The sequence below is a fragment of the Hydrogenophaga sp. genome (assembly GCF_025699295.1).
Lineage (GTDB): Bacteria > Pseudomonadota > Gammaproteobacteria > Burkholderiales > Burkholderiaceae_C > Hydrogenophaga.
Genome location: NZ_JAILWB010000021.1, coordinates 15,724 through 38,059, shown reverse-complemented (window position 1 = coordinate 38,059; position 22,336 = coordinate 15,724). Strand labels below are relative to the sequence as shown.

Below are 22,336 nucleotides of genomic sequence, written 5' to 3'. Positions count from 1 at the left end.
AACCGACGGGCTGCCTGAACCTGTTCGAACACCTCGTTCACCGAACACTTTCATTGCATCTCATCGGAGAACTGGTATGGGCATCATCAACAATTTCACCCTGCGTCAGAAGCTTGCTCTTCTGATGAGCCTGCTTGTGGTCACGATCGCGGGCATTGCGTTCACACAGTGGCGTCTCAACCTGGCGAACGCCGACATTGCAACGGCCCACCAGAAGCGCTACGCCTCATTCCTGCTGGCGGACGAGCTTCGCCAGAGCTCGGACGACCTTACGCGCCTGGCCAGAACCTACGTGGTGACGGGTGATGCCATGTGGGAAAAGCAGTACAACGAAGTGCTGGACATTCGCTCCGGAAAAGCAGCCCGCCCCGGTGGCTACGAGGGCATTTACTGGGACTTCCGGGCCGCCGGCATCACGCCTCCTGGCGCGGGGGGCGAGAAAATCGACTTGCTGGACATGATGCGGCGCGAGGGCTTCACCGAGGCGGAAATGGCCCAGCTGGCCGAAGCGAACAAGAACTCCGGCGAGCTGGTGCAGACCGAGGTGCTGGCCATGAATCTCGTCAAAGGCCTCACTCCCGATGGTTCTGGCACCCTGGTTCAGGGCGCGCCGGACCTGGAGAGGGCCCGTGACCTGATGCACAACGCCGGCTATCACGGCAACAAGGCCAGGATCATGGCGCCGGTCAACGAGTTCTTCAAACTGCTCGATGCCCGCACCAGCGGCGCCATCGCAGCGGCCGAAGCGAATGCCCGAACGTGGCAAACCGTGTTCGTGGTGGTGGCGACCCTCATGCTGGGTGTGTTTTTCGTGGTGCTCTACGCGGTTTTCACCGGCATCATCAACACCATGCGCGCGGCCGTGGCGTTTGCCGATCGGGTCTCCAACGGCGATCTCTCCAGCGCGATCCAGGCCCAAGGCCGCGACGAAGTGGCTCAGTTGCTGCGTTCCTTGAGCACCATGCAGGCGAGCTTGTCGTCCGTGGTGACCCGCGTCCGTCTGGGATCGGAATCCGTGTCCACGGCCAGCGCCGAGATTGCCCAAGGCAACCAGGACTTGAGCTCGCGCACCGAAAGCCAGGCGAGCGCACTGGAGGAAACCGCAGCCTCCATGGAGGAGCTGTCCTCGACCGTCAGGCAGAACGCCGACAACGCCCAACAGGCCAACCAGCTTGCTCAAACCGCGTCCACGGTGGCCATGCAGGGCGGCGAAGTGGTCTCGCAAGTGGTGGACACGATGAAAGGCATCGAGACCAGTTCCAAGAAGATTGCCGACATCATCTCCGTGATCGACGGCATTGCCTTCCAGACCAACATCCTGGCGCTCAACGCCGCGGTGGAGGCGGCGCGCGCCGGCGAGCAAGGCCGCGGTTTCGCCGTGGTGGCGGCCGAAGTGCGCAACCTCGCGCAGCGCAGTGCCGGCGCTGCCAAGGAGATCAAGGACCTCATCACCGAAAGTGTGGAGCGCGTCTCCAGCGGCACCGTGCTGGTGGACAAAGCCGGCAGCACCATGAGCGAGGTGGTTGACAGCGTGCGTCGGGTCACGGACATCATGGCCGAGATCAGTGCGGCGAGCAAAGAGCAAAGCGATGGCGTGGCCCAGGTCGGTGAGGCCGTGACGCAAATGGATCAGGCCACGCAGCAGAATGCCGCTCTGGTTGAAGAGATGGCCGCAGCCGCCAGCAGCCTGCGCACGCAAGCCACCGATCTGGTCGAGACGGTGGCGGTGTTCCAGCTGGACAACCGGGCGGATGGCACCGGTCGGTGACCGGAGTCGCGCAAGCCATAGAGTGGGCACCGCCCGCGGCTCAATGCCGCACGCGCAGCGAACTGCTCACCCCCGCCAGCAAGGCGCAGCCGGCGGCCAGGCACAGCGCCACCGTCTCGCCGCGCCCGTCGTGCTGGTTCCACACCGCGTAGATTGCCGCCAGCATCACCGCGCCCAGCGTCTGGCCGGTGAGCCTGGCCGTGCCCAGCATGCCGCTGGCCGCGCCGCTGCGGTGCACGGGTGCCGTGGTCACGATGGTGTGGTTGTTGGGTGACTGGAACAGCGCGAAGCCGGCGCCGCACAGCGCCAGGCGCCAGCCCATCTCGAAGGCTGTGACCTGCTCGGGCCGCAGGCCCACCAGCAGCAGGCCGGTGGCGAACACCACCATGCCGATGCCGCCCAGCCAGCCCGCCGGGTAGCGCCCGATCAGGCGGCCCGCGATGGGTGCTACCAGCACGGTGGCCATGGGCCAGGCGGTCATGATCAGGCCGGCTTCCATGTGCGAGCGCCCCTGCACCTCCAGCAGCAGGAACGGCAGGCTCACGAAGGCCAGCATCTGCGCACAGAAGGCCCCCAGCGACGAACCCATGGACAGCGCGAAGACGGGGATGCGCAGAAGGTCCAGCGGGAACAGCGGCGCCGCCAGGTGCCATTGCCGGCGGAGGTAGACCACGCCCACCGCCACCCCGGCGGCGAGCAGGGCCCAGCCCAGCACCGGGGCGCCGTGGCCGGCGCCGCTGCGCACGCCGAGGTAGTCCGCACCGACAAAGACCAGGGTGAACATGAGCACGTTGAGCAGCACGTCCAGCAGCGAGAACTGCGGTGCGGCGGCGGTGCGCGGCGGGTTGGTGGGCAGGGCCTTGCGCCCCATCGCCAGCGTGAGCAGGCCCAGCGGCACGTTCAGCGCGAACAGCCAGGGCCAGGACGCCACCGACAGGATGGCCGCGGCCACTGCCGGCCCGGCCATGGTCGAGGTGGCCACCACCATGGAGTTGACGGCGATCCCGCGCCCCAGGCGGTCGCTCGGGTAGATCAGGCGCACCAGCGCGGTGTTCACGCTCATGATGCCGGCGGCGCCCAGGCCCTGCAGCGCGCGCGCTGCCGTGAGCATGGGCAGCGAGGTGGCCAGCATGGCCGCGATGGACGACAGCACGAACAGCGCCATGCCCACGAGATAGACGCGCCGGTAGCCCAGCCGGTCACCCAGTGCGGCCAGCGGCAGCAGCATGACGAGCGAAGCGATCTGGTAGGCGTTGACGACCCAGATGGCCTGCGAGGCGGGCGCGTCCAGTTCACGCGCAATGCCCGGCAGGGCCATGTTGACGATGCTGCCGTCCATCACCGCCATGGTGATGCCCAGCACGATCACCCAAACGGCCCGCCCGCGCTGGGGCGACGGCAGGCCGTCGGGGTGCGGCATCAGCCCTGCACCCTGGTGGGCAGGGGTGCCCTCTCGGCGCCACCCAATGTGATCCAGGTCAGCGCCACGCCGGTGAGCGCGCCGCAGGCCATGCCCACCACCATGGGCAGGGGCTTGCCGTTGGCGAACAGGCTCACGATGCCCATGGCGGCCGCGCCGCCCAGCATCTGCAGCGTGCCCATGAGCGCGGAAGCGGTGCCGGCGATGGCGCCGTGTTTTTCCAGGGCCAGCACCGAGGTGGTGGGGATCACCAGGCCCATGAATCCGCTGGCCACGAAATACAGAGCGATCAGCACCCACAGCTGGTCACCGCCCGCCAGGTAGTACGCCAGCAGCAGGCACATCACCACGCCCGAGGCACTGGCCGCACCCTTGACCACATTCACCAGACCAAAGCGGCGGCCGAGCCATGCCGTGCACTGCGCCGCGCCAAAAAACGCGGCCGCGTTGACCGAAAACGCCAGGCTGTATTGCGTGGGGCTCAGGCCGTAGTGGTCGATCATCACGAACGGAGAGCCCGCCAGGTACACGAAGAAGCCCGCCAGCGCCGTGCTGGCAATGCCCACCAGGCCCAGAAAGTGCCCATCGCGCAGCAGCACGCCGTAAGAGCGCAAGGCGCTGCCCAGGCTGCTTTCCAGACGCTGGGCTGGCGGGCGGGTTTCGTTCAGCGCACCATGCACCAGCGCCAGGCCGGCCACGGAAGCCAGTGTCACGGCCCAGAACACACCGCGCCAGCCGGTCAGTGCGATCACGCCGCTGCCCACCAGCGGTGCCAGGATGGGAGAAACGCTGAACACCAGCATCAGCAGCGACATGATGCGAGCGGCCTCCGTACCCGTGTGCAGGTCGCGCACCACGGCACGCGGAATCGCCATGCCGGCGGCCGCGCCCAGGCCCTGCAGAAAGCGCAGCACCACCAGGGTCTGTACGTCGCTGGTCATCGCGCAGCCCACGCTGGCCACGGCAAACAGGCCCAGACCGAAGTACAGCGGCGGCTTGCGTCCGACCATGTCCGAGATGGGGCCGTACAGCAACTGACCGGCCCCCAGCGACAGGAAGAAGGCGGTGAGCGTCCATTGCACGGCACCCACGCTGGCCCCCAGCGTGCTGCCGATGGCCGGCAGCGCGGGAAGGTACATGTCGATGGCGAAGGGGCCGATGGCCGAGAGCAGGCCCAGGATCAGGGCCAGTTTGAAGTAAGGGGTGAAGAACATGCGGCGATTGTCTCCAGACGGCAATGGCAGCGCTGGCGCGGGGTCGATGCCCTGGAGGCGGGGCGTGCCCGCGTGCGTCACAATTTCGCCTCCCGGACCCCGCCCCATTTCACTGGAGAAACCCCATGGCCGTTGAAGGCAGCGCAGGCGACCTGCTCAAAGTCGTGACCCTTCTGGGCGCCGCCGTGGTGGCCGTTCCCCTGTTCAAGCGCCTGGGCCTGGGCTCGGTGCTGGGCTACCTGGCCGGCGGCCTGGCCATCGGTCCGTTCGGCATGGGCCTGATCAACGACCCGGCCACCATCCTGCACATCGCCGAACTTGGCGTGGTGATGTACCTCTTCGTCATCGGCCTGGAGATGCAACCCTCGCACCTGTGGAGCCTGCGCCGCGCGATCTTCGGGCTGGGCAGCCTGCAGGTGGTGGTCTGCGGTTTCCTGCTCACCGGCGTGGGCCTAGCCTTCGGTTTCCCGCTCGGGGTGTCCTTCGTCAGCGCCATGGGTTTCGTGCTCACCTCCACCGCCGTGGTGATGCAGGTGCTGGGCGAGCGCGGCGACATGGCCCAGCCGCGGGGCCAGAAGATCGTCGCCATCCTGCTGTTCGAGGACCTGCTGATCGTCCCGCTGCTGGCGGTGGTGGCGTTCATGGCGGCGCACGAACCCGGCGCGCAGGTGGTGGCCGAGCAGGCCTCGCGCTGGGCCACCATCGGGCTCGCGCTGGGTTCGCTGGTGGCGCTGGTGGCCGTGGGCACCTGGCTGCTCAACCCGCTGTTCCGCGTGCTGGCGCGGTCCCGCGCGCGCGAGGTGATGACCGCCGCCGCGCTGCTGGTGGTTCTGGGCGCGGCGCTGCTGATGCAGCTCGGCGGCCTGTCCATGGCCATGGGCGCCTTCCTCGCGGGCGTGCTGCTGTCCGAATCGACCTTCCGCCACCAGCTGGAGGCCGACATCGAACCCTTCCGCGGCCTGCTGCTCGGCCTGTTCTTCCTCAGCGTGGGCATGTCGCTGGACCTGGCCGTGGTGGCGCGCAACTGGCCGCTCATCGTGGGTGGTGTGCTGGCCATGATGGTGGTCAAGGCCCTGTGCATCTACGCCGTGGCGCGCTTCGCGAAAAGTTCGCACGCCGACGCGCTGGACCGCGCCGTGCTCATGGCGCAAGGCGGTGAATTCGCCTTCGTGCTGTTCTCCGCCGCGCTGGGCGCGCGCGTGATCGACGCCACCGTCAACGCCAACATGACGGCCATCGTGGTGCTGTCCATGGCGCTCACGCCGCTGATGGTGCTGGTGCACAAGCGCTTCGCGCGCAAGGAAGGCGTGTCCATGGACGGCATCGAGGCGGTGGACGGCCGGGCCGCCAGCGTGCTGGTGATCGGCTTCGGCCGCTTCGGCCAGATCGCCAGCCAGGGCGTGATCGCGCGCGGCGCGAGCATCACCATCATCGACAACGACGTGCAGATGATCCGCGACGCCGAGGCCTACGGCTTCAAGGTCTACTACGGCGACGGCTGCCGCTCCGACGTGCTGCACGCCGCGGGCGCGCACACGGCGCAGACGATCCTGGTGTGCCTGGACAACAAGGAGGCCGCCACCCGCATCGCCGCGCTGGCGAAGACCGAGTTCCCGCAGGCGCAGCTGCTGGTGCGCGCCTTCGACCGCGAACACGTGCTGGACCTGCGCAAGGCCGGCGTGGACTACCTCGTGCGCGAGACCTTCGAGTCCGCCATGGCCATGGGCCATCAGGCCCTGCTGACCATGGGCGCCGAGGAAGAAGAGGCCATTGCCGTCATGGACCACCTGCGCCAGCGCGACACCGAGCGCATGGACCTGGAAGCTGCGGGTGGCATGTTCGCCGGGCGGGCGCTGGTGCTGGGCAACCAGGTGAAAAAGGCCGCCGCGCAACAGGAAAAGACCCCGCAGGAACCCGACGCGCCGCCGGCTTCCTGAGCACCTCGCCCTTTCAGGGACAGACCGCTTCGACGTTGTTGCCGTCGGGGTCGATCAGAAAAGCCGCGTAGTAGGACGGGCTGTAGTCGGGGCGCGGGCCGGGGCCGCCGTTGTCTTTTGCGCCCGCCTTCAGGCCGGCCTTGTAGAACGCGTCCACCGCCTCGTGGTTTGCGGCGCAGAATGCGACGTGTGTGCCCGGCCCTTGGGCGCCTGGGGTGGCGTAGAGCCACAGCGCGGGGGCACCTGCCGGGCCCAGGCCAGCATAAGTGTCGTCGTGCGAGCCGAGCACGTGGCCGAGGGGGGCGAGTGCGGCTTCATAAAAGCGCTTGCTCGCAGCGAGGTCTTTGACTTTCAGTCCGATGTGGTCGTACATGAGGATGGTTTCCTGCTCGATGGGTGGATCAGGCGTCCATCGTCGATGAGGTCGGCCACGCGGTCTTGGAGAATCTTGCGCACCTTGCGCGGCCCCGTCCGGGCGGCCTGGCGAAAGCCGCGCGGCGAGACACCGGCCGCGCGGTGGAAGGTGCGCACGAAGTTGCTGAGGTCGGCAAAGCCCACCTCCAGGGCCACGTCGGTCACCGCTTGTTCGCTGTCGGCCAGCAACCGCGCCGCGTGGCGCAGCCGCGAACGCACCAGGTACTGGTGCGGCGTGACGCCGAGCACGCGCGAGAACAGCCGCAGGAAATGAAACGGGCTCAAGGCCACCTCGCCGGCCGCGCGGTCCAGGTCGACATCCTCGTGCGAATGGGCGGCGATCCACATCGCCGCCTCCACGGCACGGCGGCGGTCTCGCTCGCTCGCGGGCTGCGGAGCGCGCTGGCGGCCGGTGACGACATCCACGAAGCGGGAGGCGAACCACAGGCCGACTTCGTCCAGGCCGGCATCGCTGCAGCCGCTGGCCACCGCCTGCGCGAGCTCGCCCAGCACCATGAGTTCGGGCAGCGGCGGCAGACCGCCGGTGCGCCAGTTGCGCTTGTCGCCGCCGACCAGATCGACGAAGCCCGGCGAGAGGTGAAACGCCAGGCATTCGTCGCCGCAGACGTGGTGGTCGTGGGTGCACATGAACTCGTCGCCCGGGTGGCCCACCAGCACCGAACCGGCCACCAGCTCGTAGGTCTCGCCCCGCGTGCGGTAGCCGAAGCTGCCCTTGCGCACATAGGACACCGAGTGGCCTGCGTGCGTCTCGGTGAACGGCTTCTCGGCGGGGCCGGCGCTGCAGCAGTAGTCCACCACCCGGATGGCACCCGACAGGAGCTCGGTCGTGGTGATCATGCGGGGTCTGCGTCGAACAGGCCGGGCGCCCCGCCGATCTGCGCGTGTTCGATCTGCAGCATGCGCAGCTTGGTCGCCACGCCGCCACTGGCCGAAAAGCCTCCCGAGCGGGCACCCGCCGCGAGCACGCGGTGGCAGGGCACGATGGGGGCAAACGGGTTGTGGCCCAGGGCCTGGCCGACGGCGCGCGACAGGCCCGGGTCACCGAGTTCATGCGCCACCTCACCGTAGGTGCGCGTCTGGCCGGGTGGTATCGCACGGGCAATGGCATACACGGCGCGCTGGAACGGTGTGACCTGGCTCATGTCGAGTTCGATCTCGCGCAGGTCGCTGCGCGAACGGCCCTCCAGCAAGGCCTGCACGCCTTCGATGGCCGCCTGTACCGGCGCGGGCGGCCGGGCCACCTCGGGCAGCGGTGCCAGCCCTTTCAGCAGCCGTGCACGGGTGCGGGCCGCATCCGCCTCGGGCAGCTGCACCGCGACCACGCCGCCCGGTCCCCAGGCGATGCCGCAGACGCCGATGGCGGTGTGAAACAGCGCGTGGCCGCCCTCGCCCATGGTCGTTTCATCCGGCGCTCACACCGCGCGCAGCGCCGCCTTCAGGGCGATGCCGATTTCGGGGCGCTCGTGGAACGGGTCGGCCGGGTTGGTGATGTTGACGATACCTTCCATGCGCGCGCGCACATTGCCCAGCGCGCGTGGGTGGCTGAAGATGTAGAAGCGGTCGGCCGTGATGGCGTCGAACACCAGCTGTGCCACGTCGGCCGCCGAGACCTTGCCCGAGCTCACGGCCTTGTCGCTCTGGGCCTGGCCGATCAGCTGGCTTTGCGTGGGCTTCTCGTCGGCCAGCTCGGCGGGCTTGTTGCGGTGGCTCTGGCTGATGCCAGTGGGCACGAAGTACGGGCAGAGCACGCTGGCACTGAGCTGGTCGCTCACGAGTTTCAGGTCCTGGTACAGCGTCTCGGTCAGGCTCACCACGGCGTGCTTGCTGACGTTGTAGATGCCCATGTTGGGCGGCGTCAGCAGGCCTGCCATGCTGGCGGTGTTGACGATGTGGCCGCGCCAGGCGGGGTCGACCTTCGCGGCGGCCAGCATCATGGGCGTGAACAGGCGCACGCCGTGCACCACGCCCCAGAGGTTCACGCCCAGCACCCATTCCCAGTCCTTGACCGAGTTCTCCCAGATCAGGCCACCCGAGCCCACGCCCGCGTTGTTGAAGACGAAGTGCGGCGCGCCGAAGGTCTTCTGCACGTCGGCGGCCAGCGCCTCCATCTGCGCCTGGTTCGACACGTCCACCTTGCGCGAGAGCACGCGCACGCCGGTGGCCTCCATCTCGGCGGTTGCCTTGTCCAGCGCGTCCTGCTGCACGTCGACCAGCACGAGGTTCATGCCCCGCTTCGCGCCGATGCGCGCGCATTCGAGGCCGAAGCCCGAGCCAGCGCCGGTGAGCACCGCCGTCTTGCCTGTGAAATCCTGAATCATCCGTGTCTCCTGTGGGTGCGTGAAGAAAAACTCATGGCGTCAGCAGCATCTCGATGTGGTCGATGCCGTCTTCCAGATAGATCTCGCCCTCGGGCTCGAAGCCGTGCTGGCGGTAGAAGGCCTGCAACCGCGACTGGGCGCTGATCCGGATCGCCTGCACACCCCAGATGGCATGCAGCTGACGCACCGCCTCGTCGATCAGCACATGGCCCAGGCCAGTGCCGCGCGCGCTCTCGTCGGTGATGACGCGGCCAATGCTGGCCTCCGTGAACTTCAGGCCCGGCGGCACCAGGCGCGCATAGCCCACCAGGCTCTGCGCGCGCTCGCCCAGCAGGTGAAAACATGGCACATCCGCGCCGTCCATGTCGAGGTAGATGCAGCGCTGTTCCATCACGAAGACCTGGGTGCGCAGCCGCAACAGGGCATAGAGCGTGCGGGCATGCAGGGCATCGAAGGGCAGGCAGCGCCAGTGGACGGGGCCACTCAAGTTCGCACTTCCCTCAGCACATAGCCGATGCGCGGAAAGTGCACGTGCAGCAGGCCGGCGCGCTCGTCGGTGCGCTCCAGCGTGTAGCGGGTGCGCGTGGCCGCGCGCAGGATGCCTTCGGTGGGTTCCTGGCCGAACGACTCCGCCGCCACGGTGACGCGGCTGCCCAGCGCGATGCCGTGGTCGTCCTGGAAGGTGTCGTCGGCGTGGGGAACGGGCTGCGCGGCGGCGGCGATCGCGATCGCTTCGGTCGCGCTCAGCTTGCTCATCTGCCCGTGGCCAATGGCGGCCATGCGGTCCATCCACTCGATCACGTGCGGCGTGGCGTCCAGGATGCCGGCCATCGCGGGGTTGACCACGCGGCTGAACCACAGGGGATGGTAGGCCGCGAAGTCGGCCACGCAGGGCGCGCTGCCGAGCAAGAAAGGCTGTTCCTCGACCATGGTGGAGAGGCGGCGCAGATAACTGCGGTAGGCCGCGGTGGCATCGCCCGGGCGCAGGCTGGTCATGTTGCTGCGCATGGCGCCCCGGTCGGCTCCAAAGGCCTGTGCCGCTTCGGGCGGCTGGCCGGCAAACAGCGCGGCTGCGCCCTTGGGGCTGAGGTTGTAGGCCATTGCAGCCCAGAACAGCGTGTGGTCGGCCCACTGCGCCAGCACGCGCGCCACACCTTTCTGGTGTTCGGGATAGAGCGGCGGCTCGGGCTGGCGGTGTTCGAGCACGTCGCAGATGAGGGCGGTGTCGCAATAGATGTCGGCACCGATCTGCAGGAACGGCGTACGGCGGTAGCCGCCGGTGAGCGCGATCACATCGGGCTTGGGCAGGATGCGCGGGATGTTCACGCTCTGCCAGGCCAGGCCCTTGTGGCCGAGCATCAGGCGCACCTTTTCAGAGAAGGGTGAGGTGGCGTAGTGGTGCAGGATGAGGTCGGACATGAGGTCTCCGGAGTGCAGATCAGTGCGGCAAGGCGCGGTGGATGATGGCGTCGAAATCGGTGCCGGCGCCCAGCGAGCCGAAGCTGTGGCCCCACTGCCCGCCCAGGCGCGACTCGCAGAAGGCGCCGAACACGGCCGTGGGCGCGGTCTGCGCCAGCAGCGCCGCCTGCACGGCCAGCGCCACGTCCTGCGCCAGGCGGCGGGCCTCCATCTCGGTGGCCATCTCTTCCACGCGCGCGGGCAGGCGCTCGACCAGGTGGTCCAGCGCCGGGTGCATGCCGCGCGCGGGCGCGAGTTCGTGGGCCAGCGCGGCGGCCGCGTCGGCCTTGCGCAAGGCGCGCAGCAGGTCCAGCGCCATGATGTTGCCCGCGCCTTCCCAGATCGAGTTGAGCGGCATCTCGCGGTAGATGCGCGCCATGATGCCCTCGCCGCCCTCCTCCACGTAACCGTTGCCGCCCAGGCATTCCATGGCTTCCTGCGCGAAGTGGCTGCCACGCTTGCAGATCCAGAACTTGGCCACCGGCGTCAGCAGGCGCGTCATCACCTGCTCGTGCGGATCGCTCGCGCGGTCGAAGCTGCGCGCCAGGCGCAGCGCGAGTGCCGTGGACGCTTCGGATTCCAGCGCGAGGTCGGCCAGCACGTTCTTCATCAGTGGCTGGTCGATCAGCGCCTTGCCGAAGGCCTTGCGCTGCGTGGTGTGGTTCAGCGCGATGCTGAGCGCCTGCCGCATCAGTCCGCTGGTGCCCAGGGCGCAGTCCAGCCGCGTCATCGTGCCCATGGCCAGGATCTGCGGCACGCCGCGCCCCTCTTCACCCACCAGCCAGGCACTGGCACCGACGAACTCCACCTCGGAACTTGCGTTGGCCTTGTTGCCCAGCTTGTCCTTCAGGCGCTGGATGAAGATCGCGTTCATCGTGCCGTCGGGCAGCACGCGCGGCAGGAACAGGCAGGAGAGGCCACTGGCCGTCTGCGCCAGGATCAGAAAGGCGTCGCACATCGGCGCCGAAAAGAACCACTTGTGGCCGGTGACGCTGAAGCGCTGGCCCCAGGCGTCGGACCCGGCGGGTTCTGCGCGCGTGGTGTTGGCGCGCACGTCCGAACCGCCCTGCTTTTCCGTCATGCCCATGCCCATGGTCAGGCCGGGTTTGTCGCGCCAGACCTTGAGCGCGGGGTCGTAGGCGCGGCTGGTGAGGCCAGGTGCCCAGTCCTTGTAGATGGCCGGGTTGTCCCTGAGCGCGGGTGCGACCGCGTAGCTCATGGAGATGGGGCAGAGGACGGAGGGTTCGAGCTCGGTGAAGAGCATGAAGCCTGCGGCTCTGAGCAGGTGTGGGCTCGTTCCACCCTCACCCCAGGGCGTGCCATGCAGGCCGGCACCCACCGCCTCCGTCATCAGCGCGTGGTAACTCGGGTGGAACTCCACCTGGTCGATGCGGTGGCCGAAGCGGCTGTGCGTCTTGAGCTGCGGCGCGTGCACATTGGCCAGCCGCGCGTGCGTCTGCATCTCGCCACTGCCCACCACGGCGCCCAGTGCCTGCAACGGGGCAGTGTCCAGTGCAGGCGCGTTGAACGCCAGCGCCGACTGCATGGCCCGGTTGACGGCAAACAGATTCACGTCCACCAGCGGCACAGGCTGGTTGAACACCTCGTGCGTGGTCGACATGGGCGCCTCCTGCGATACCTTCAGATCAGCTTCACGAGCTGCTTGCCGAAGTTCTTGCCTTTGAGCAGACCCAGGAATGCCTCGGGCGCGGACGCGATGCCCTGTGCGATGGTCTCGCGCGGGCGCAGCTTGCCGGTGCCCACCAGCGTGCCCAGTTCGGTCAGCGCCTCGGGCCAGACTTCCATGTGCTCGCTGACGATGAAACCCTCGACCTTGAGGCGGTTGACCAGGATCAGCGCGGGGTTGGCCAGCGGCAGCGGCTGGCCGTCGTAGCCGGCGATCATGCCGCAGACGGCGATGCGGCCGAAGGCGTTCATGCGCAGCAGCACCGCGTCCAGGATCATGCCGCCGACGTTTTCAAAGTAGCCGTCGATGCCGCTGGGGCACGCGTCCTTGAGCGCCTTGGCCAGGGAGTACATGTCCTTGTGCACCTTGTAGTCGATGCAGGCGTCGAAGCCGAGTTCCTCCACCGCGTACTTGCACTTGTCGGGGCCGCCGGCGATGCCCACCGCGCGGCAGCCGCGCGCCTTGGCCAGCGCACCGAAGGCACTGCCCACGGCACCGGTGGCGGCGCTGACCACCACCGTGTCGCCCGCCTTGGGGTTGATGATCTTCACCAGGCCGTACCAGGCGGTCACGCCCGGCATGCCGACCGCGCCCAGGTAGTGCGAGAGCGGCACATGCGTGGTGTCGACCTTGCGCAGCGCGCCGGGCTGGCCGGCGTCGACCACGCTGTACTCCTGCCAGCCACCCATGCCCACGACCTTGTCGCCGGGCTGGAACTTGGGGTGCTTCGATTCGGCCACCTCGCCCACGGTGCCGCCGATCATGACCTCGCCCAGCGCTTGCGAGGCGGCGTAGCTCTTGCTGTCGTTCATGCGCCCGCGCATGTACGGGTCCAGGCTCAGGTAGTGGTGGCGCACCAGCACCTGGCCATCGGCCAGCGCGGGCGTCTGGGCGGTGACGAGCTTGAAGTTGGCCACGGTGGCTTCGCCCTGGGGGCGGTTGTCGAGAAGGATCTGCTGGTTGGCGGGCATGGGGGGTCTCCGGTCTTGGGGAAAAGGGGTCAGTCGGTGGAAATGCGGTTGAGCGGCTGTGCGCTGCCCGGCCCGGTGGCCAGTCGCGGCATCAGCTTGAAGGTGCCGGTGGCGTGGGCGCAGAGCTTGCCGGCAGCGTCGTAGAGGCTGGCCTCGGTGAACACCAGGGTGGCGGTGCGGTGCAGTGTGCGGCCGGTAGCGCGCAGCGGGCCCCTGGCCGCGCGCATGAAGCTGGTTTTCATCTCGATCGTCACCGCGCCCATGTCCGGCTCGTTCGAGCGCGCGGCGTGCGCCATGACCACGTCGAGCAGGGTCATGCTCGCGCCGCCGTGCACCACGTCGAAGGAATTGAGGTGTTCACCAGTGGGCGTGAACGTGATCTCGGCCTCGCCCGCCTCCATGCGCTGCAGCTCGAAACCAAGCAATTCGACGAAGGGGATGCGGACACTGAATTTCATGGATCTGAAAATATTTCCGTTCGCCCTGAGCTTGTCGAAGGGTTCTTGCAATGTGAGTGCGAGGGCTTCGACAGGCTCAGCCCGAACGGTATTGTGCTCGGCCGAACGATGTGGGTGTGCTCAGCCGCCGGTGATCACGGACACGCCACCGTCCACCGCCAGCCACTGGCCGGTGATGTGCTTGCCGGCGTCCGACGCGTAGAGCACGGTCAGGCCTTTCAAGTCCTCGTCGTCGCCCAGGCGGCGCAGGGGGGCGTGCGCCGCGAGCTTGTCTTCACCCATGGCCTTGAGCGTGCCCACCGTCATCTTGCTCGGGAAGAAGCCCGGGCAGATGGCGTTGACGGTGATGCCGTACTTGCCCCATTCGGCGGCCAGCGCGCGGGTGAAGTTGATGACCGCGCCCTTGGAGGTGTTGTAGGCGATGGTGTTCATGCCCGAGGGGTTGCCGCCCAGGCCGGCGATGGACGCGGTGTTGATGATGCGGCCGCTCTTGCGCGCGATCATGCTGCGCCGGGCGATCACCTGGCTGAGGATGAAGTAGCTGCGCACGTTGAGGTTCATCACCTTGTCCCATGCCTCGACCGGGTGGTCCTCGGCCGGCGCGCCCCAGGCGGCACCGGCGTTGTTCACCAGGATGTCGATGTCGCCCAGGCGCTGCAGGCTCTCGTCGGCCAGGCGGTGGATCTCCTCTTCTTTCGAGCAGTCGGCGGCGAACCAGCGCGCGTCGATGCCGGCGGCCTGCAGCTCGGCAACGGCGCTCTCCAGGTCCTCGGCCTTGCGCGAACTCACCAGCACGCGCGCGCCGGCCTCGCCCAGCGCGTGCGCCATCTGCAGGCCCAGCCCGCGCGAGCCACCGGTGATCAGGGCCGTCCTGCCCTTGAGGTCGAAGAGTTGGGGAATGGTTCGGGTCATGTTCAGGTCTCCTGGTTGTCAAGCTCCCTCCCGCGCTGGGGGAGGGTTGGGGTGGGGGCACCGTGTCCGGTGCTCAAATCTCGTAATCCATGCACTGCCGCTGCTCCACGACCGCGCGCATGAAGGGCTTGAGCGCCGCGTGCGAGGGGTGGCCCTGGTAGGCGGCGAGCGCGTCGCGGTCGGTGAACGTGCTGTTGAGCACCAGATCGTAGGTGCATTCCAGGCCGGGCTGGGCCGTGGCCACCTCGAACTTCACGATGCCGGGCACGAGTTGGGCGCAGGCCTCGAGCAGGCTGCGGGCCTTGGCGAGGTTGGCCTCGCGGCTGCCGTCCGCCGTGGCCTTGATCTTCCACATGACGATGTGCTGCAGCATCAGAAGGCCTCTTCCGGCAGGGCCGCGCAGGTCTGGTCGCGGCTGCTCACCACCTGCAGCCAGGCGCCGATCTTCGGCAGCTCGTAGTGGAAGAAGAAGCGCATGGCGCCCAGGCGGCCGGTGCGCGCGGCCGATGCGGGCGCCACTTGCGCGGCCAGCGCCACGTCCAGCCAGATCCACGCCAGCACCGTGTGGCCGAAGGCCTGCAGGTAGGGCACGGCATTGGCGAGCGCGTCGGTCGGCTCGCCGGTGGCCCAGGCGGCCTGGGTGGCCGCACCGACCTGCGCCAGCGCCTGACCCAGCGCGCTGGCGTGCGCGGCGAGTTCGGGCACCTGGCTCGCGCGCTGGATCGTGGCGTTGATGCGCCCGGCCAGCAGGCTCAGGCCCTTGCCGCCCTCCATCAGCACCTTGCGGCCCAGCAGGTCCATGGCCTGGATGCCGTGCGTGCCCTCGTGGATCATGTTCAGGCGGTTGTCGCGCCAGTACTGCTCGACCGGGAAGTCGCGCGTGTAGCCGTAGCCGCCGTGGATCTGGATCGCGAGGCTGTTGGCCTCCAGGCACCACTCGCTCGGCCAGCTCTTGGCGATGGGCGTGAGCACCTCCAGCAGCAGGCGCGCGTCGTCCGCCGTGGCGGCGTCGGCTGTGTGCTGTTCGTCCACCAGGCGCGCGCAGTAGAGCTCGAGCGCGAGCGCGCCTTCGCAGTACGCCTTCTGCGCCAGCAGCATGCGTTTCACATCCGCGTGTTCGATGATGCGCACCGGCGCTTGCGCCGGGTCCTTGCCGGCTGGTCCCATGGGGCGGCCTTGCGGACGGTTCTTCGCGTAGTCCAGGCTGGCGTGGTAGCCGGCCATGCCCAGCATCGTGGCGGCCATGCCCACGCCGATGCGGGCCTCGTTCATCATGTGGAACATGCAGTGCAGGCCCTTGCCCGCCTGCCCCACCAGGTAGCCCACGGCGCCCGCTTCGCCCTTGACGGGGTACTTGCCTTCGCCGAAGTTGAGCAGCGTGTTGGTGGTGCCGCGCCAGCCGCACTTGTGGTTCAGGCCGGCCAGCGCCACGTCGTTGCGCTCGCCGGTCAACTCACCCGCGGTGTTCACCAGTTTCTTGGGCACGATGAAGAGCGAGATGCCGCGCGTGCCGGGCACGAGCTTGCCGTTCTCGTCCGGGATCTTGGCCAGCACCAGGTGGATGATGTTCTCGGTCAGCTCGTGTTCACCGGCCGAGATCCACATCTTGTTGCCCTTGAGGCGGTAGCGGGGCCCCAGCGGGTCGTCCGCGAAGTCGGCGCCATCGGGCACGGCGCGCGTTGCCACGTCGCTCAGGCTGGAGCCGGCCTGCGGCTCGGACAGGCACATGGTGCCCGAGAAGCGCCCGCTGAATTCATTGAGCGCGAACACGTTCTTCTGCGCTTCGGTGCCGTGCACCATGAGCAGGTTGGCGTTGCCGGTGGTGAGCATGCCGCTGCCGATGCTCACCGAGGCCATGGCGAAGAAGGCATTGGCCGCGGCCTCCACCGTGTAGGGCAGCTGCATGCCACCCACCTCGTAGTCCTGCGCGGCGCTGAGCATGCCCGAGGCCGCGTAGGCCTTCTGCGCGTCGTGCGTGGCCTGCGGCAGGATCACGCGCTCGCCATCGAAGTGCGGCTCCTGCGTGTCCACCACGCGGTTGAAGGGGGCGTACTTCTCGCGCGCGATGCGCTCGCAGGTGTCGAGCACCGCGTCGAAGGTCTCGCGGCTGTGGTCGGCGAAGCGTTCGCGCTCGCTGAGAGACGGGGCATTCAGCCAGTCGTACAGCAGGAAATCGACGGTGGGGCGAAGGCTCATGGTGTCTCTTCTTCTGTTCAGGTCCTGGGCGGCAGCGCGGCAATGGTGCCCTGCGCCACCGCGCAGAGCTTTTCCACGCCGTCCTGCAGCACGAACACATCGCACCGGCAGACCGATTGGGTCTTGCCGGTGTGCACCGCCTCGGCGCGCGCGATCAGGCGCTCGCCCATCGCCGGCCGCAGGTAGTTGATCTTGAACTCACTGGTGACCACGGGCAGGCCCAGTGCGCTGCCACCCGCGTAGGTCAGCGCATTGTCGGCCGCATAGCTGAGCACGCCGCCGTGCACGAAGCCCAGCTGCTGCTTGACGGACTCGACGATGGGCACGTGCAGTTCGCAGCGCCCCCTGGAGAAGGCGGCGAGTTCGGCGCCGATCAGGCGCGAGAACGGCTGGGCGGCCAGCACCTCGCGCCCCATGGCGAGAAACACCTCGGGGCTGACGCTGGCCTCGGCCATGGCCATGGCGATCGTCCTCAGAGCACTTCGAAGACGCCGGCTGCGCCCATGCCGCCGCCGATGCACATGGTCACGCAGACGCGCTTGGCGCCGCGGCGCTTGCCTTCGATCAGCGCGTGGCCGGTCAGGCGCTGGCCCGAGACGCCATAGGGATGGCCCACCGCAATGGCGCCGCCGTTGACGTTGAGCCTGTCGCCCGGGATGCCCAGCTTGTCGCGGCAGTAGATCACCTGCACCGCGAAGGCTTCGTTGAGTTCCCACAGGTCGATGTCGCCGATCTTCAGGCCCAGGCGGGCGAGCACCTTGGGGATGGCGAACACCGGGCCGATGCCCATTTCATCGGGTTCGCAACCGGCCACGGCGAAGCCGAGAAAACGGCCCAGGGGTTGGAGGCCGCGCTTCTCGGCCATGGTTTCGTTCATCAGCACGCAGGCGCCGCCGCCGTCGCTGAACTGGCTGGCGTTGCCGGCCGAAATCACGCCGCCGGGCACGGCCGGGCGGATGCCGCTGATGCCTTCCTTGGTGGTGCCAGCGCGGATGCCTTCGTCGTCCTCCACTGTCACCTTCTTCGTGGTGAGGCCCATGACCTTGTCGGCCACGCCGGCGGTCACGGTGATGGGGGCGATCTCGGCCTTGAACAGGCCGGCTTCCAGCGCAGCCGTGGCCTTTTGCTGGCTGGCGGCACCGTACTCGTCCATGGCGTCGCGGCTGATGTTGTAGCGCTTGGCCACCTGTTCGGCGGTCTGCAGCATGTTCCAGTAGATCTCGGGCTTGTTCGCGACAAGCCAGGGGTCGGCCAGCATGTGGGTGTTCATTTCCTGCTGCACGCAGGAGATGCTTTCCACGCCACCGGCCACGTACACATCACCTTCGCCTGCAATGATGCGCTGCGCGGCCATCGCAATGGTCTGCAGGCCGGACGAGCAGAAGCGGTTGACCGTCATGCCCGAGGTGGTGATGGGCAGGCCGGCGCGCAGGGCGATCTGGCGCGCGATGTTGGCGCCGGTGGCGCCTTCGGGGTTGGCGCAGCCCATGATGACGTCGTCCACTTCGGCGGCTTCGATGCCGGCGCGCTGCACGGCATGCTGCACCGCGTGGCCGCCGAGGGTGGCACCGTGGGTCATGTTGAAGGCGCCCTTCCAGCTCTTGGCCAGGGGCGTGCGGGCGGTGGAAACGATGACGGCGTTGGTCATGAAAGTTCTCCTGGTTCGGTCTTGTGCTGTGGGGTCAGGCGTTGAAGGTCTTGCCTTCGGCGACCAGGCGGGCCAGCAGCGGTGCCGGCTCCCAGAATTTCGCGTCGTCCAGCGGGTTCTTCGCGAAACGCTTCATGCTCTGCACCACGTTGAACAGGCCCACGGTGTCGGCGTAGATCATCGGGCCACCGCGGTGCGCGGGGAAGCCGTAACCGAAGATGTAGACCACGTCGATGTCGCTGGCCTTGTTGGCAATGCCCTCTTCCAGGATGTGCGCGGCCTCGTTCACCAGCGCGTACACCAGGCGCTGCACGATCTCTTCGTCGGAGATCTTGCGCGGCGTGATGCCGAGCGACTTGCGGTGGTCCTCGATCATCTTCACGACCTCGGCGTTCGGGATCGCGTCGCGCTTGCCCGGCACGTAGTCGTACCAGCCGGCGCCAGTCTTCTGGCCAAAGCGGCCCTTCTCGCACAGCAGGTCGGCCGTCTTGCTGTACTTCATGTCCGGCTTTTCCTGGTAGCGGCGCTTGCGGATCGCCCAGCCGATGTCGTTGCCGGCCAGGTCGCCCATGCGGAACGGGCCCATGGCCATGCCGAACTTTTCCATCGCCTTGTCGACCTGCTCGGGCGTGCAGCCTTCGTCGAGGAGGAAGCCGCCCTGGCGGCCGTATTGTTCGATCATGCGGTTGCCGATGAAACCGTCGCACACGCCGGAGACCACGGCGGTCTTCTTGATCTTCTTGGCCACCGTCATCACCGTGGCCATCACGTCCTTGGCGGTCTTCTCGCCACGCACCACTTCGAGCAGCTTCATCACGTTGGCCGGGCTGAAGAAGTGCAGGCCCACCACGTCCTGCGGACGCTGGGTGAACGAGGCGATCTTGTTCACGTCGAGCGTCGAGGTGTTGCTGGCCAGGATCGCGCCGGGCTTCATCACGCGGTCGAGTTCCTTGAACACGGCCTCCTTCACGCCGATGTCCTCGAACACGGCTTCGATCACGAGGTCGGCATCCTTGAGGTCGTCGTAGCTCAGCGTGGTGCTCAGCAGCGCCATGCGCTGCTCGTACTTGTCCTGTTTGAGCTTGCCCTTCTTGACCTGGGCTTCGTAGTTCTTGCGGATGGTCGCGATGCCACGGTCCAGCGCGTCCTGCTTCATCTCCAGAATCTTCACCGGGATGCCGGCGTTGAGGAAGTTCATCGAGATGCCGCCACCCATGGTGCCGGCGCCGATCACCGCCACCGACGCGATCTCGCGCTTCGGTGTGTCTTCCGGCACATCGGGAATCTTGCTCGCAGCGCGCTCGGCGGTGAACAGATGGCGCAGCGCGCGGCATTCGGGCGTCCACATCAGGTTGATGAAGATCTCGCGCTCGAACACCATGCCGTCGTCGAACTTCTTCTTCGTCGCCGCTTCCACCGCGTCCACGCACTTGGCGGGCGCGGGGAAGTTCTTCGACATGCCCTTGACCATGTTGCGCGCGAACTGGAAGTAGGCGTCGCCTTGCGGGTGCTTGCACGGCAGGTTGCGCACCTTGGGCAGCGCGCTGCCGTCGGCGTGCTTGGCCGCCATCTCGCGCGCCAGCGCCAGGGCTTCGTCGGCCAGGCTCTCGGGCGAGGCGGACAGCTTGTTGAACAGCATCTGGCCGGGCAACTGCGCCAGCATCTCGCTCTTGACGGGCTCGCCGCTGACGATCATGTTCAGCGCGGCCTCCACGCCCAGGGCGCGCGGCAGGCGCTGCGTGCCGCCGGCGCCAGGGATCAGGCCGAGCTTGACCTCGGGCAGCGCCACATTGGTGCCGGGTGCGGCGATGCGGTAGTGGCAGCCCAGGGCCAGCTCCAGGCCACCCCCCATGGCGACACTGTGCATGGCGGCCACGACCGGCTTGGACGCGTTTTCCACCGCCAGGATGACCGACAGCAGGTTGGGTTCGGCCAGCGCCTTGGGCGAACCGAATTCGCGGATGTCCGCACCGCCCGAGAAGGCCTTGCCCGCGCCGGTGAGCACGATCGCCTTGACCGCCGGATCGGCCTCGGCCTGCGCCAGTCCGTCGGTGATGCCCTGGCGGGTAGACAACCCCAGGCCGTTGACCGGGGGGTTGTTCATGGTGATGACGGCCACATCGCCGTGGACCTTGTACTCAGCGGTCATGGAAGCTCCTTCGTTGTGTCAGGCAGTGTCTGAGGGCGTTGACTGTGACGTTCTTCGGTAAAAAGAACGATCGTTCGATTCTAGGAAGATTGTGCAGTGCCGCAAGAGCCAGGTGTCGCCGGCTTGTCTCGGAATGAACCTCGGGCAGAAGCCCGCACCTGGCCGGCGCACGTGCCCGTACCAGAAATGCCGTGGAACCGGCTTTGCCGGGCCACAGGCATTGCCCCCAGGGGGGTGACGCCGCAGGTGGCGCGGGGGGCGTTCAAACCTCCAGCCACTCCTTGCGGGTGTAGGGGTCCGCGCGCAGGCTGTCCGGTGTTCCCTGGAACACGATGCTGCCGTGCCCCATGACCAGCGCGCGGTCGGAGATCGACATGGCGATGGTGAGCTTTTGCTCGATCAGCAGCACCGAGACGCCACGCGTCTTGAGCGTTTTCAGGTACTCGCCCACCAGTTCGACGATCTTGGGTGCCAGGCCCTCGGTCGGCTCGTCGATGATGATCAGGTCCGGGTCACCCATGAGCGTGCGGCACAGGGTGAGCATCTGCTGCTCGCCGCCGGAGAGCACGCCGGCCTCGGTGTGCTGGCGCTCCTTGAGCCGCGGGAACATGGTGTACATGTCGTCGAAGCTCCAGCGCGAGCCCTTGCCACGCCCCTTCTGCCCGAGCATCAGGTTCTGGTGCACCGTGATCCTGGGGAAGATGTCCCGGTTCTCGGGCACGTGCCCGATGCCCAGGTGGGCGATCTCGAAGGACTTTTTGCCCTGGATATCCTGGCCCTTCCAGCGCACCTGGCCGGTGCAATCGACCAGCCCCATGATGGCCTTGGCCGTGGTGGAGCGGCCCGAGCCGTTGCGACCGAGCAGGGCCACGATCTCGCCCGGCTGTACCTGGAACGACACCCCGTGCAGCACATGGCTCTTGCCGTAGTAGGCGTGCAGGTTCTGTATGTCAAGCATTGCGCATCCGTCCTTCAGTGTCCCGCGGCCTGTTGTTCGGCCTCGGTGCCCAGGTAGGCCTCCTGCACGCGCGGGTTCGCGCGCACGGCGTCAGGGGTATCGAAGGCAATCACCTCGCCGTACACCACCACCGCAATGCGATCGGCCAGGCCGAACACCACGCCCATGTCGTGCTCCACCGTCAGCAGCGTCTTGCCCACCGTCACCTCGCGGATCAGCTCGATGAAACGGCTGGTCTCGCTCTTGCTCATGCCCGCGGTCGGCTCGTCCAGCAGCACCACGTGCGCGCCGCCACCGATGGTGATGCCGATCTCCAGCGCACGCTGCTCGGCGTAGGTGAGGTTCATAGCCAGCACGTCGCGCTTGCGCTCCAGGTGGATCATGCGCATGAGTTCCTCGGCGCGCTCGTTGGCGTCGTCCAGGTCGGCAAGGAACTTGAACAGCGTGTACTTGTAGCCCAGGCTCCAGAGCACGCCGCAGCGCAGGTTTTCGAACACGCTGAGCTTGGGAAAGATGTTGGTGATCTGGAAGCTGCGCGAAAGGCCCAGGCGGTTGATCTCGTAGGGCTTCTTGCCATTGATGCGCTGGCCCGAGAGCAGCACGTCGCCACTGGTGGGCTCGAAGCGCCCCGAGATCAGGTTGAACAGCGTGGACTTTCCCGCACCGTTGGGGCCGATGATGGCCACCCGCTCGCCGGGCTGCACCACCAGGTTGGCGCCCCGGATGATCTCGGTCTTGCCAAAGCTCTTGCGCAGGTCGCGCAGCTCCAGCGCCGGCGTGGCGGCACTCATGGATGTTCCCTCCTGT

The 22,336-nt window shown here is 67.6% G+C and carries 21 protein-coding genes; 2 read left to right on the top strand and 19 right to left on the bottom strand.

Annotated elements, in window-relative coordinates; all coding sequences use genetic code 11:
- Positions 1-76 precede the first annotated feature (76 nt).
- Complete coding sequence (locus K5880_RS19545; RefSeq protein ID WP_297656330.1) at positions 77-1,768, top strand: methyl-accepting chemotaxis protein; 1,692 nt, start codon at positions 77-79, stop codon at positions 1,766-1,768.
- 40 nt (positions 1,769-1,808) lie between these two features.
- On the opposite strand, the gene K5880_RS19540 is transcribed toward K5880_RS19545, so the two are convergent.
- Positions 1,809-3,188, bottom strand: a complete 1,380-nt coding sequence (locus tag K5880_RS19540) for an MFS transporter (RefSeq protein WP_297656327.1) — start codon at positions 3,186-3,188, stop codon at positions 1,809-1,811.
- Positions 3,188-4,402, bottom strand: a complete 1,215-nt coding sequence (locus K5880_RS19535; RefSeq protein WP_297656324.1) for a multidrug effflux MFS transporter — start codon at positions 4,400-4,402, stop codon at positions 3,188-3,190. Before K5880_RS19535 ends, K5880_RS19540 begins: the two co-directional genes overlap by 1 nt.
- A 125-nt stretch (positions 4,403-4,527) precedes the next feature.
- Between K5880_RS19535 and K5880_RS19530 the strand changes: the two genes are divergently transcribed.
- Positions 4,528-6,339: a monovalent cation:proton antiporter-2 (CPA2) family protein gene (locus tag K5880_RS19530; protein WP_297656321.1), complete on the top strand. Its 1,812-nt coding sequence runs from the start codon at positions 4,528-4,530 to the stop codon at positions 6,337-6,339.
- A gap of 13 nt (positions 6,340-6,352) precedes the next feature.
- On the opposite strand, the gene K5880_RS19525 is transcribed toward K5880_RS19530, so the two are convergent.
- From K5880_RS19525 to K5880_RS19445, 17 genes are all read right to left on the bottom strand, one after another.
- Positions 6,353-6,712, bottom strand: a complete 360-nt coding sequence (locus K5880_RS19525; protein ID WP_297656317.1) for a VOC family protein — start codon at positions 6,710-6,712, stop codon at positions 6,353-6,355.
- Positions 6,691-7,611 (bottom strand): AraC family transcriptional regulator, encoded by a 921-nt coding sequence (locus K5880_RS19520; protein ID WP_297656314.1) that lies wholly within the window; start codon positions 7,609-7,611, stop codon positions 6,691-6,693. The genes K5880_RS19525 and K5880_RS19520 overlap by 22 nt, the downstream gene beginning before the upstream one ends.
- Entirely contained in the window at positions 7,608-8,168 is a 561-nt protein-coding gene (locus tag K5880_RS19515; RefSeq protein ID WP_297656311.1) for a methylated-DNA--[protein]-cysteine S-methyltransferase, read from the bottom strand. Before K5880_RS19515 ends, K5880_RS19520 begins: the two co-directional genes overlap by 4 nt.
- Positions 8,169-8,186: 18 nt before the next feature.
- The gene (locus K5880_RS19510) at positions 8,187-9,092 is read right to left on the bottom strand and encodes an SDR family oxidoreductase (RefSeq protein ID WP_297656309.1); all 906 of its coding nucleotides are present in this window, start codon (positions 9,090-9,092) and stop codon (positions 8,187-8,189) included.
- Between the two features lie 31 nt (positions 9,093-9,123).
- Positions 9,124-9,579 carry a GNAT family N-acetyltransferase gene (locus tag K5880_RS19505; protein WP_297656305.1) on the bottom strand — a complete coding sequence of 152 codons (456 nt, stop codon included), beginning with the start codon at positions 9,577-9,579 and terminating at the stop codon, positions 9,124-9,126.
- Positions 9,576-10,511 carry a glutathione S-transferase family protein gene (locus K5880_RS19500; protein WP_297656302.1) on the bottom strand — a complete coding sequence of 312 codons (936 nt, stop codon included), beginning with the start codon at positions 10,509-10,511 and terminating at the stop codon, positions 9,576-9,578. The genes K5880_RS19505 and K5880_RS19500 overlap by 4 nt, the downstream gene beginning before the upstream one ends.
- Before the next feature lie 19 nt (positions 10,512-10,530).
- A complete protein-coding gene (locus K5880_RS19495; protein WP_297656299.1) occupies positions 10,531-12,171 on the bottom strand; it encodes an isovaleryl-CoA dehydrogenase in 1,641 nt (546 codons plus the stop codon).
- Between the two features lie 20 nt (positions 12,172-12,191).
- Positions 12,192-13,208 (bottom strand): NADP-dependent oxidoreductase, encoded by a 1,017-nt coding sequence (locus tag K5880_RS19490; RefSeq protein WP_297656297.1) that lies wholly within the window; start codon positions 13,206-13,208, stop codon positions 12,192-12,194.
- 29 nt (positions 13,209-13,237) lie between these two features.
- Positions 13,238-13,666, bottom strand: coding sequence for a PaaI family thioesterase (locus K5880_RS19485; RefSeq protein ID WP_297656296.1), 429 nt, complete (start codon positions 13,664-13,666; stop codon positions 13,238-13,240).
- Between the two features lie 120 nt (positions 13,667-13,786).
- Positions 13,787-14,578: an SDR family oxidoreductase gene (locus K5880_RS19480; protein WP_297656294.1), complete on the bottom strand. Its 792-nt coding sequence runs from the start codon at positions 14,576-14,578 to the stop codon at positions 13,787-13,789.
- A 73-nt stretch (positions 14,579-14,651) separates the two neighbouring features.
- Positions 14,652-14,951, bottom strand: a complete 300-nt coding sequence (locus K5880_RS19475; RefSeq protein WP_297656292.1) for a Dabb family protein — start codon at positions 14,949-14,951, stop codon at positions 14,652-14,654.
- Positions 14,951-16,774 (bottom strand): acyl-CoA dehydrogenase, encoded by a 1,824-nt coding sequence (locus tag K5880_RS19470; protein ID WP_297656289.1) that lies wholly within the window; start codon positions 16,772-16,774, stop codon positions 14,951-14,953. Before K5880_RS19470 ends, K5880_RS19475 begins: the two co-directional genes overlap by 1 nt.
- A gap of 17 nt (positions 16,775-16,791) precedes the next feature.
- The gene (locus tag K5880_RS19465; RefSeq protein WP_297656476.1) at positions 16,792-17,229 is read right to left on the bottom strand and encodes a PaaI family thioesterase; all 438 of its coding nucleotides are present in this window, start codon (positions 17,227-17,229) and stop codon (positions 16,792-16,794) included.
- A 17-nt stretch (positions 17,230-17,246) separates the two neighbouring features.
- On the bottom strand, positions 17,247-18,422 hold the full coding sequence (locus tag K5880_RS19460) for an acetyl-CoA C-acyltransferase (RefSeq protein ID WP_297656286.1): 1,176 nt from the start codon (positions 18,420-18,422) through the stop codon (positions 17,247-17,249).
- 34 nt (positions 18,423-18,456) lie between these two features.
- Complete coding sequence (locus tag K5880_RS19455) at positions 18,457-20,571, bottom strand: 3-hydroxyacyl-CoA dehydrogenase NAD-binding domain-containing protein (RefSeq protein WP_297656283.1); 2,115 nt, start codon at positions 20,569-20,571, stop codon at positions 18,457-18,459.
- 262 nt (positions 20,572-20,833) lie between these two features.
- Positions 20,834-21,529, bottom strand: coding sequence for an ABC transporter ATP-binding protein (locus K5880_RS19450; protein ID WP_297656279.1), 696 nt, complete (start codon positions 21,527-21,529; stop codon positions 20,834-20,836).
- Between the two features lie 14 nt (positions 21,530-21,543).
- Positions 21,544-22,320, bottom strand: coding sequence for an ABC transporter ATP-binding protein (locus K5880_RS19445; protein ID WP_297656277.1), 777 nt, complete (start codon positions 22,318-22,320; stop codon positions 21,544-21,546).
- Positions 22,321-22,336 lie beyond the last annotated feature (16 nt).

Excerpts from the sequence above, each read along its gene's own strand:
- K5880_RS19455 (WP_297656283.1), bottom strand. The coding sequence starts at position 20,571 with ATGACCGCTGAGTACAAGGTCCACGGCGATGTGGCCGTCATCACCATG.
- K5880_RS19465 (WP_297656476.1), bottom strand. The coding sequence starts at position 17,229 with ATGGCCGAGGCCAGCGTCAGCCCCGAGGTGTTTCTCGCCATGGGGCGC.
- K5880_RS19535 (WP_297656324.1), bottom strand. The coding sequence starts at position 4,402 with ATGTTCTTCACCCCTTACTTCAAACTGGCCCTGATCCTGGGCCTGCTC.
- K5880_RS19475 (WP_297656292.1), bottom strand. The coding sequence starts at position 14,951 with ATGCTGCAGCACATCGTCATGTGGAAGATCAAGGCCACGGCGGACGGC.
- K5880_RS19525 (WP_297656317.1), bottom strand. The coding sequence starts at position 6,712 with ATGTACGACCACATCGGACTGAAAGTCAAAGACCTCGCTGCGAGCAAG.
- K5880_RS19495 (WP_297656299.1), bottom strand. The coding sequence starts at position 12,171 with ATGTCGACCACGCACGAGGTGTTCAACCAGCCTGTGCCGCTGGTGGAC.
- K5880_RS19470 (WP_297656289.1), bottom strand. The coding sequence starts at position 16,774 with ATGAGCCTTCGCCCCACCGTCGATTTCCTGCTGTACGACTGGCTGAAT.
- K5880_RS19540 (WP_297656327.1), bottom strand. The coding sequence starts at position 3,188 with ATGCCGCACCCCGACGGCCTGCCGTCGCCCCAGCGCGGGCGGGCCGTT.
- K5880_RS19490 (WP_297656297.1), bottom strand. The coding sequence starts at position 13,208 with ATGCCCGCCAACCAGCAGATCCTTCTCGACAACCGCCCCCAGGGCGAA.
- K5880_RS19515 (WP_297656311.1), bottom strand. The coding sequence starts at position 8,168 with ATGGGCGAGGGCGGCCACGCGCTGTTTCACACCGCCATCGGCGTCTGC.
- K5880_RS19480 (WP_297656294.1), bottom strand. The coding sequence starts at position 14,578 with ATGACCCGAACCATTCCCCAACTCTTCGACCTCAAGGGCAGGACGGCC.
- K5880_RS19445 (WP_297656277.1), bottom strand. The coding sequence starts at position 22,320 with ATGAGTGCCGCCACGCCGGCGCTGGAGCTGCGCGACCTGCGCAAGAGC.
- K5880_RS19500 (WP_297656302.1), bottom strand. The coding sequence starts at position 10,511 with ATGTCCGACCTCATCCTGCACCACTACGCCACCTCACCCTTCTCTGAA.
- K5880_RS19545 (WP_297656330.1), top strand. The coding sequence starts at position 77 with ATGGGCATCATCAACAATTTCACCCTGCGTCAGAAGCTTGCTCTTCTG.
- K5880_RS19520 (WP_297656314.1), bottom strand. The coding sequence starts at position 7,611 with ATGATCACCACGACCGAGCTCCTGTCGGGTGCCATCCGGGTGGTGGAC.
- K5880_RS19510 (WP_297656309.1), bottom strand. The coding sequence starts at position 9,092 with ATGATTCAGGATTTCACAGGCAAGACGGCGGTGCTCACCGGCGCTGGC.
- K5880_RS19460 (WP_297656286.1), bottom strand. The coding sequence starts at position 18,422 with ATGACCAACGCCGTCATCGTTTCCACCGCCCGCACGCCCCTGGCCAAG.
- K5880_RS19450 (WP_297656279.1), bottom strand. The coding sequence starts at position 21,529 with ATGCTTGACATACAGAACCTGCACGCCTACTACGGCAAGAGCCATGTG.
- K5880_RS19485 (WP_297656296.1), bottom strand. The coding sequence starts at position 13,666 with ATGAAATTCAGTGTCCGCATCCCCTTCGTCGAATTGCTTGGTTTCGAG.
- K5880_RS19530 (WP_297656321.1), top strand. The coding sequence starts at position 4,528 with ATGGCCGTTGAAGGCAGCGCAGGCGACCTGCTCAAAGTCGTGACCCTT.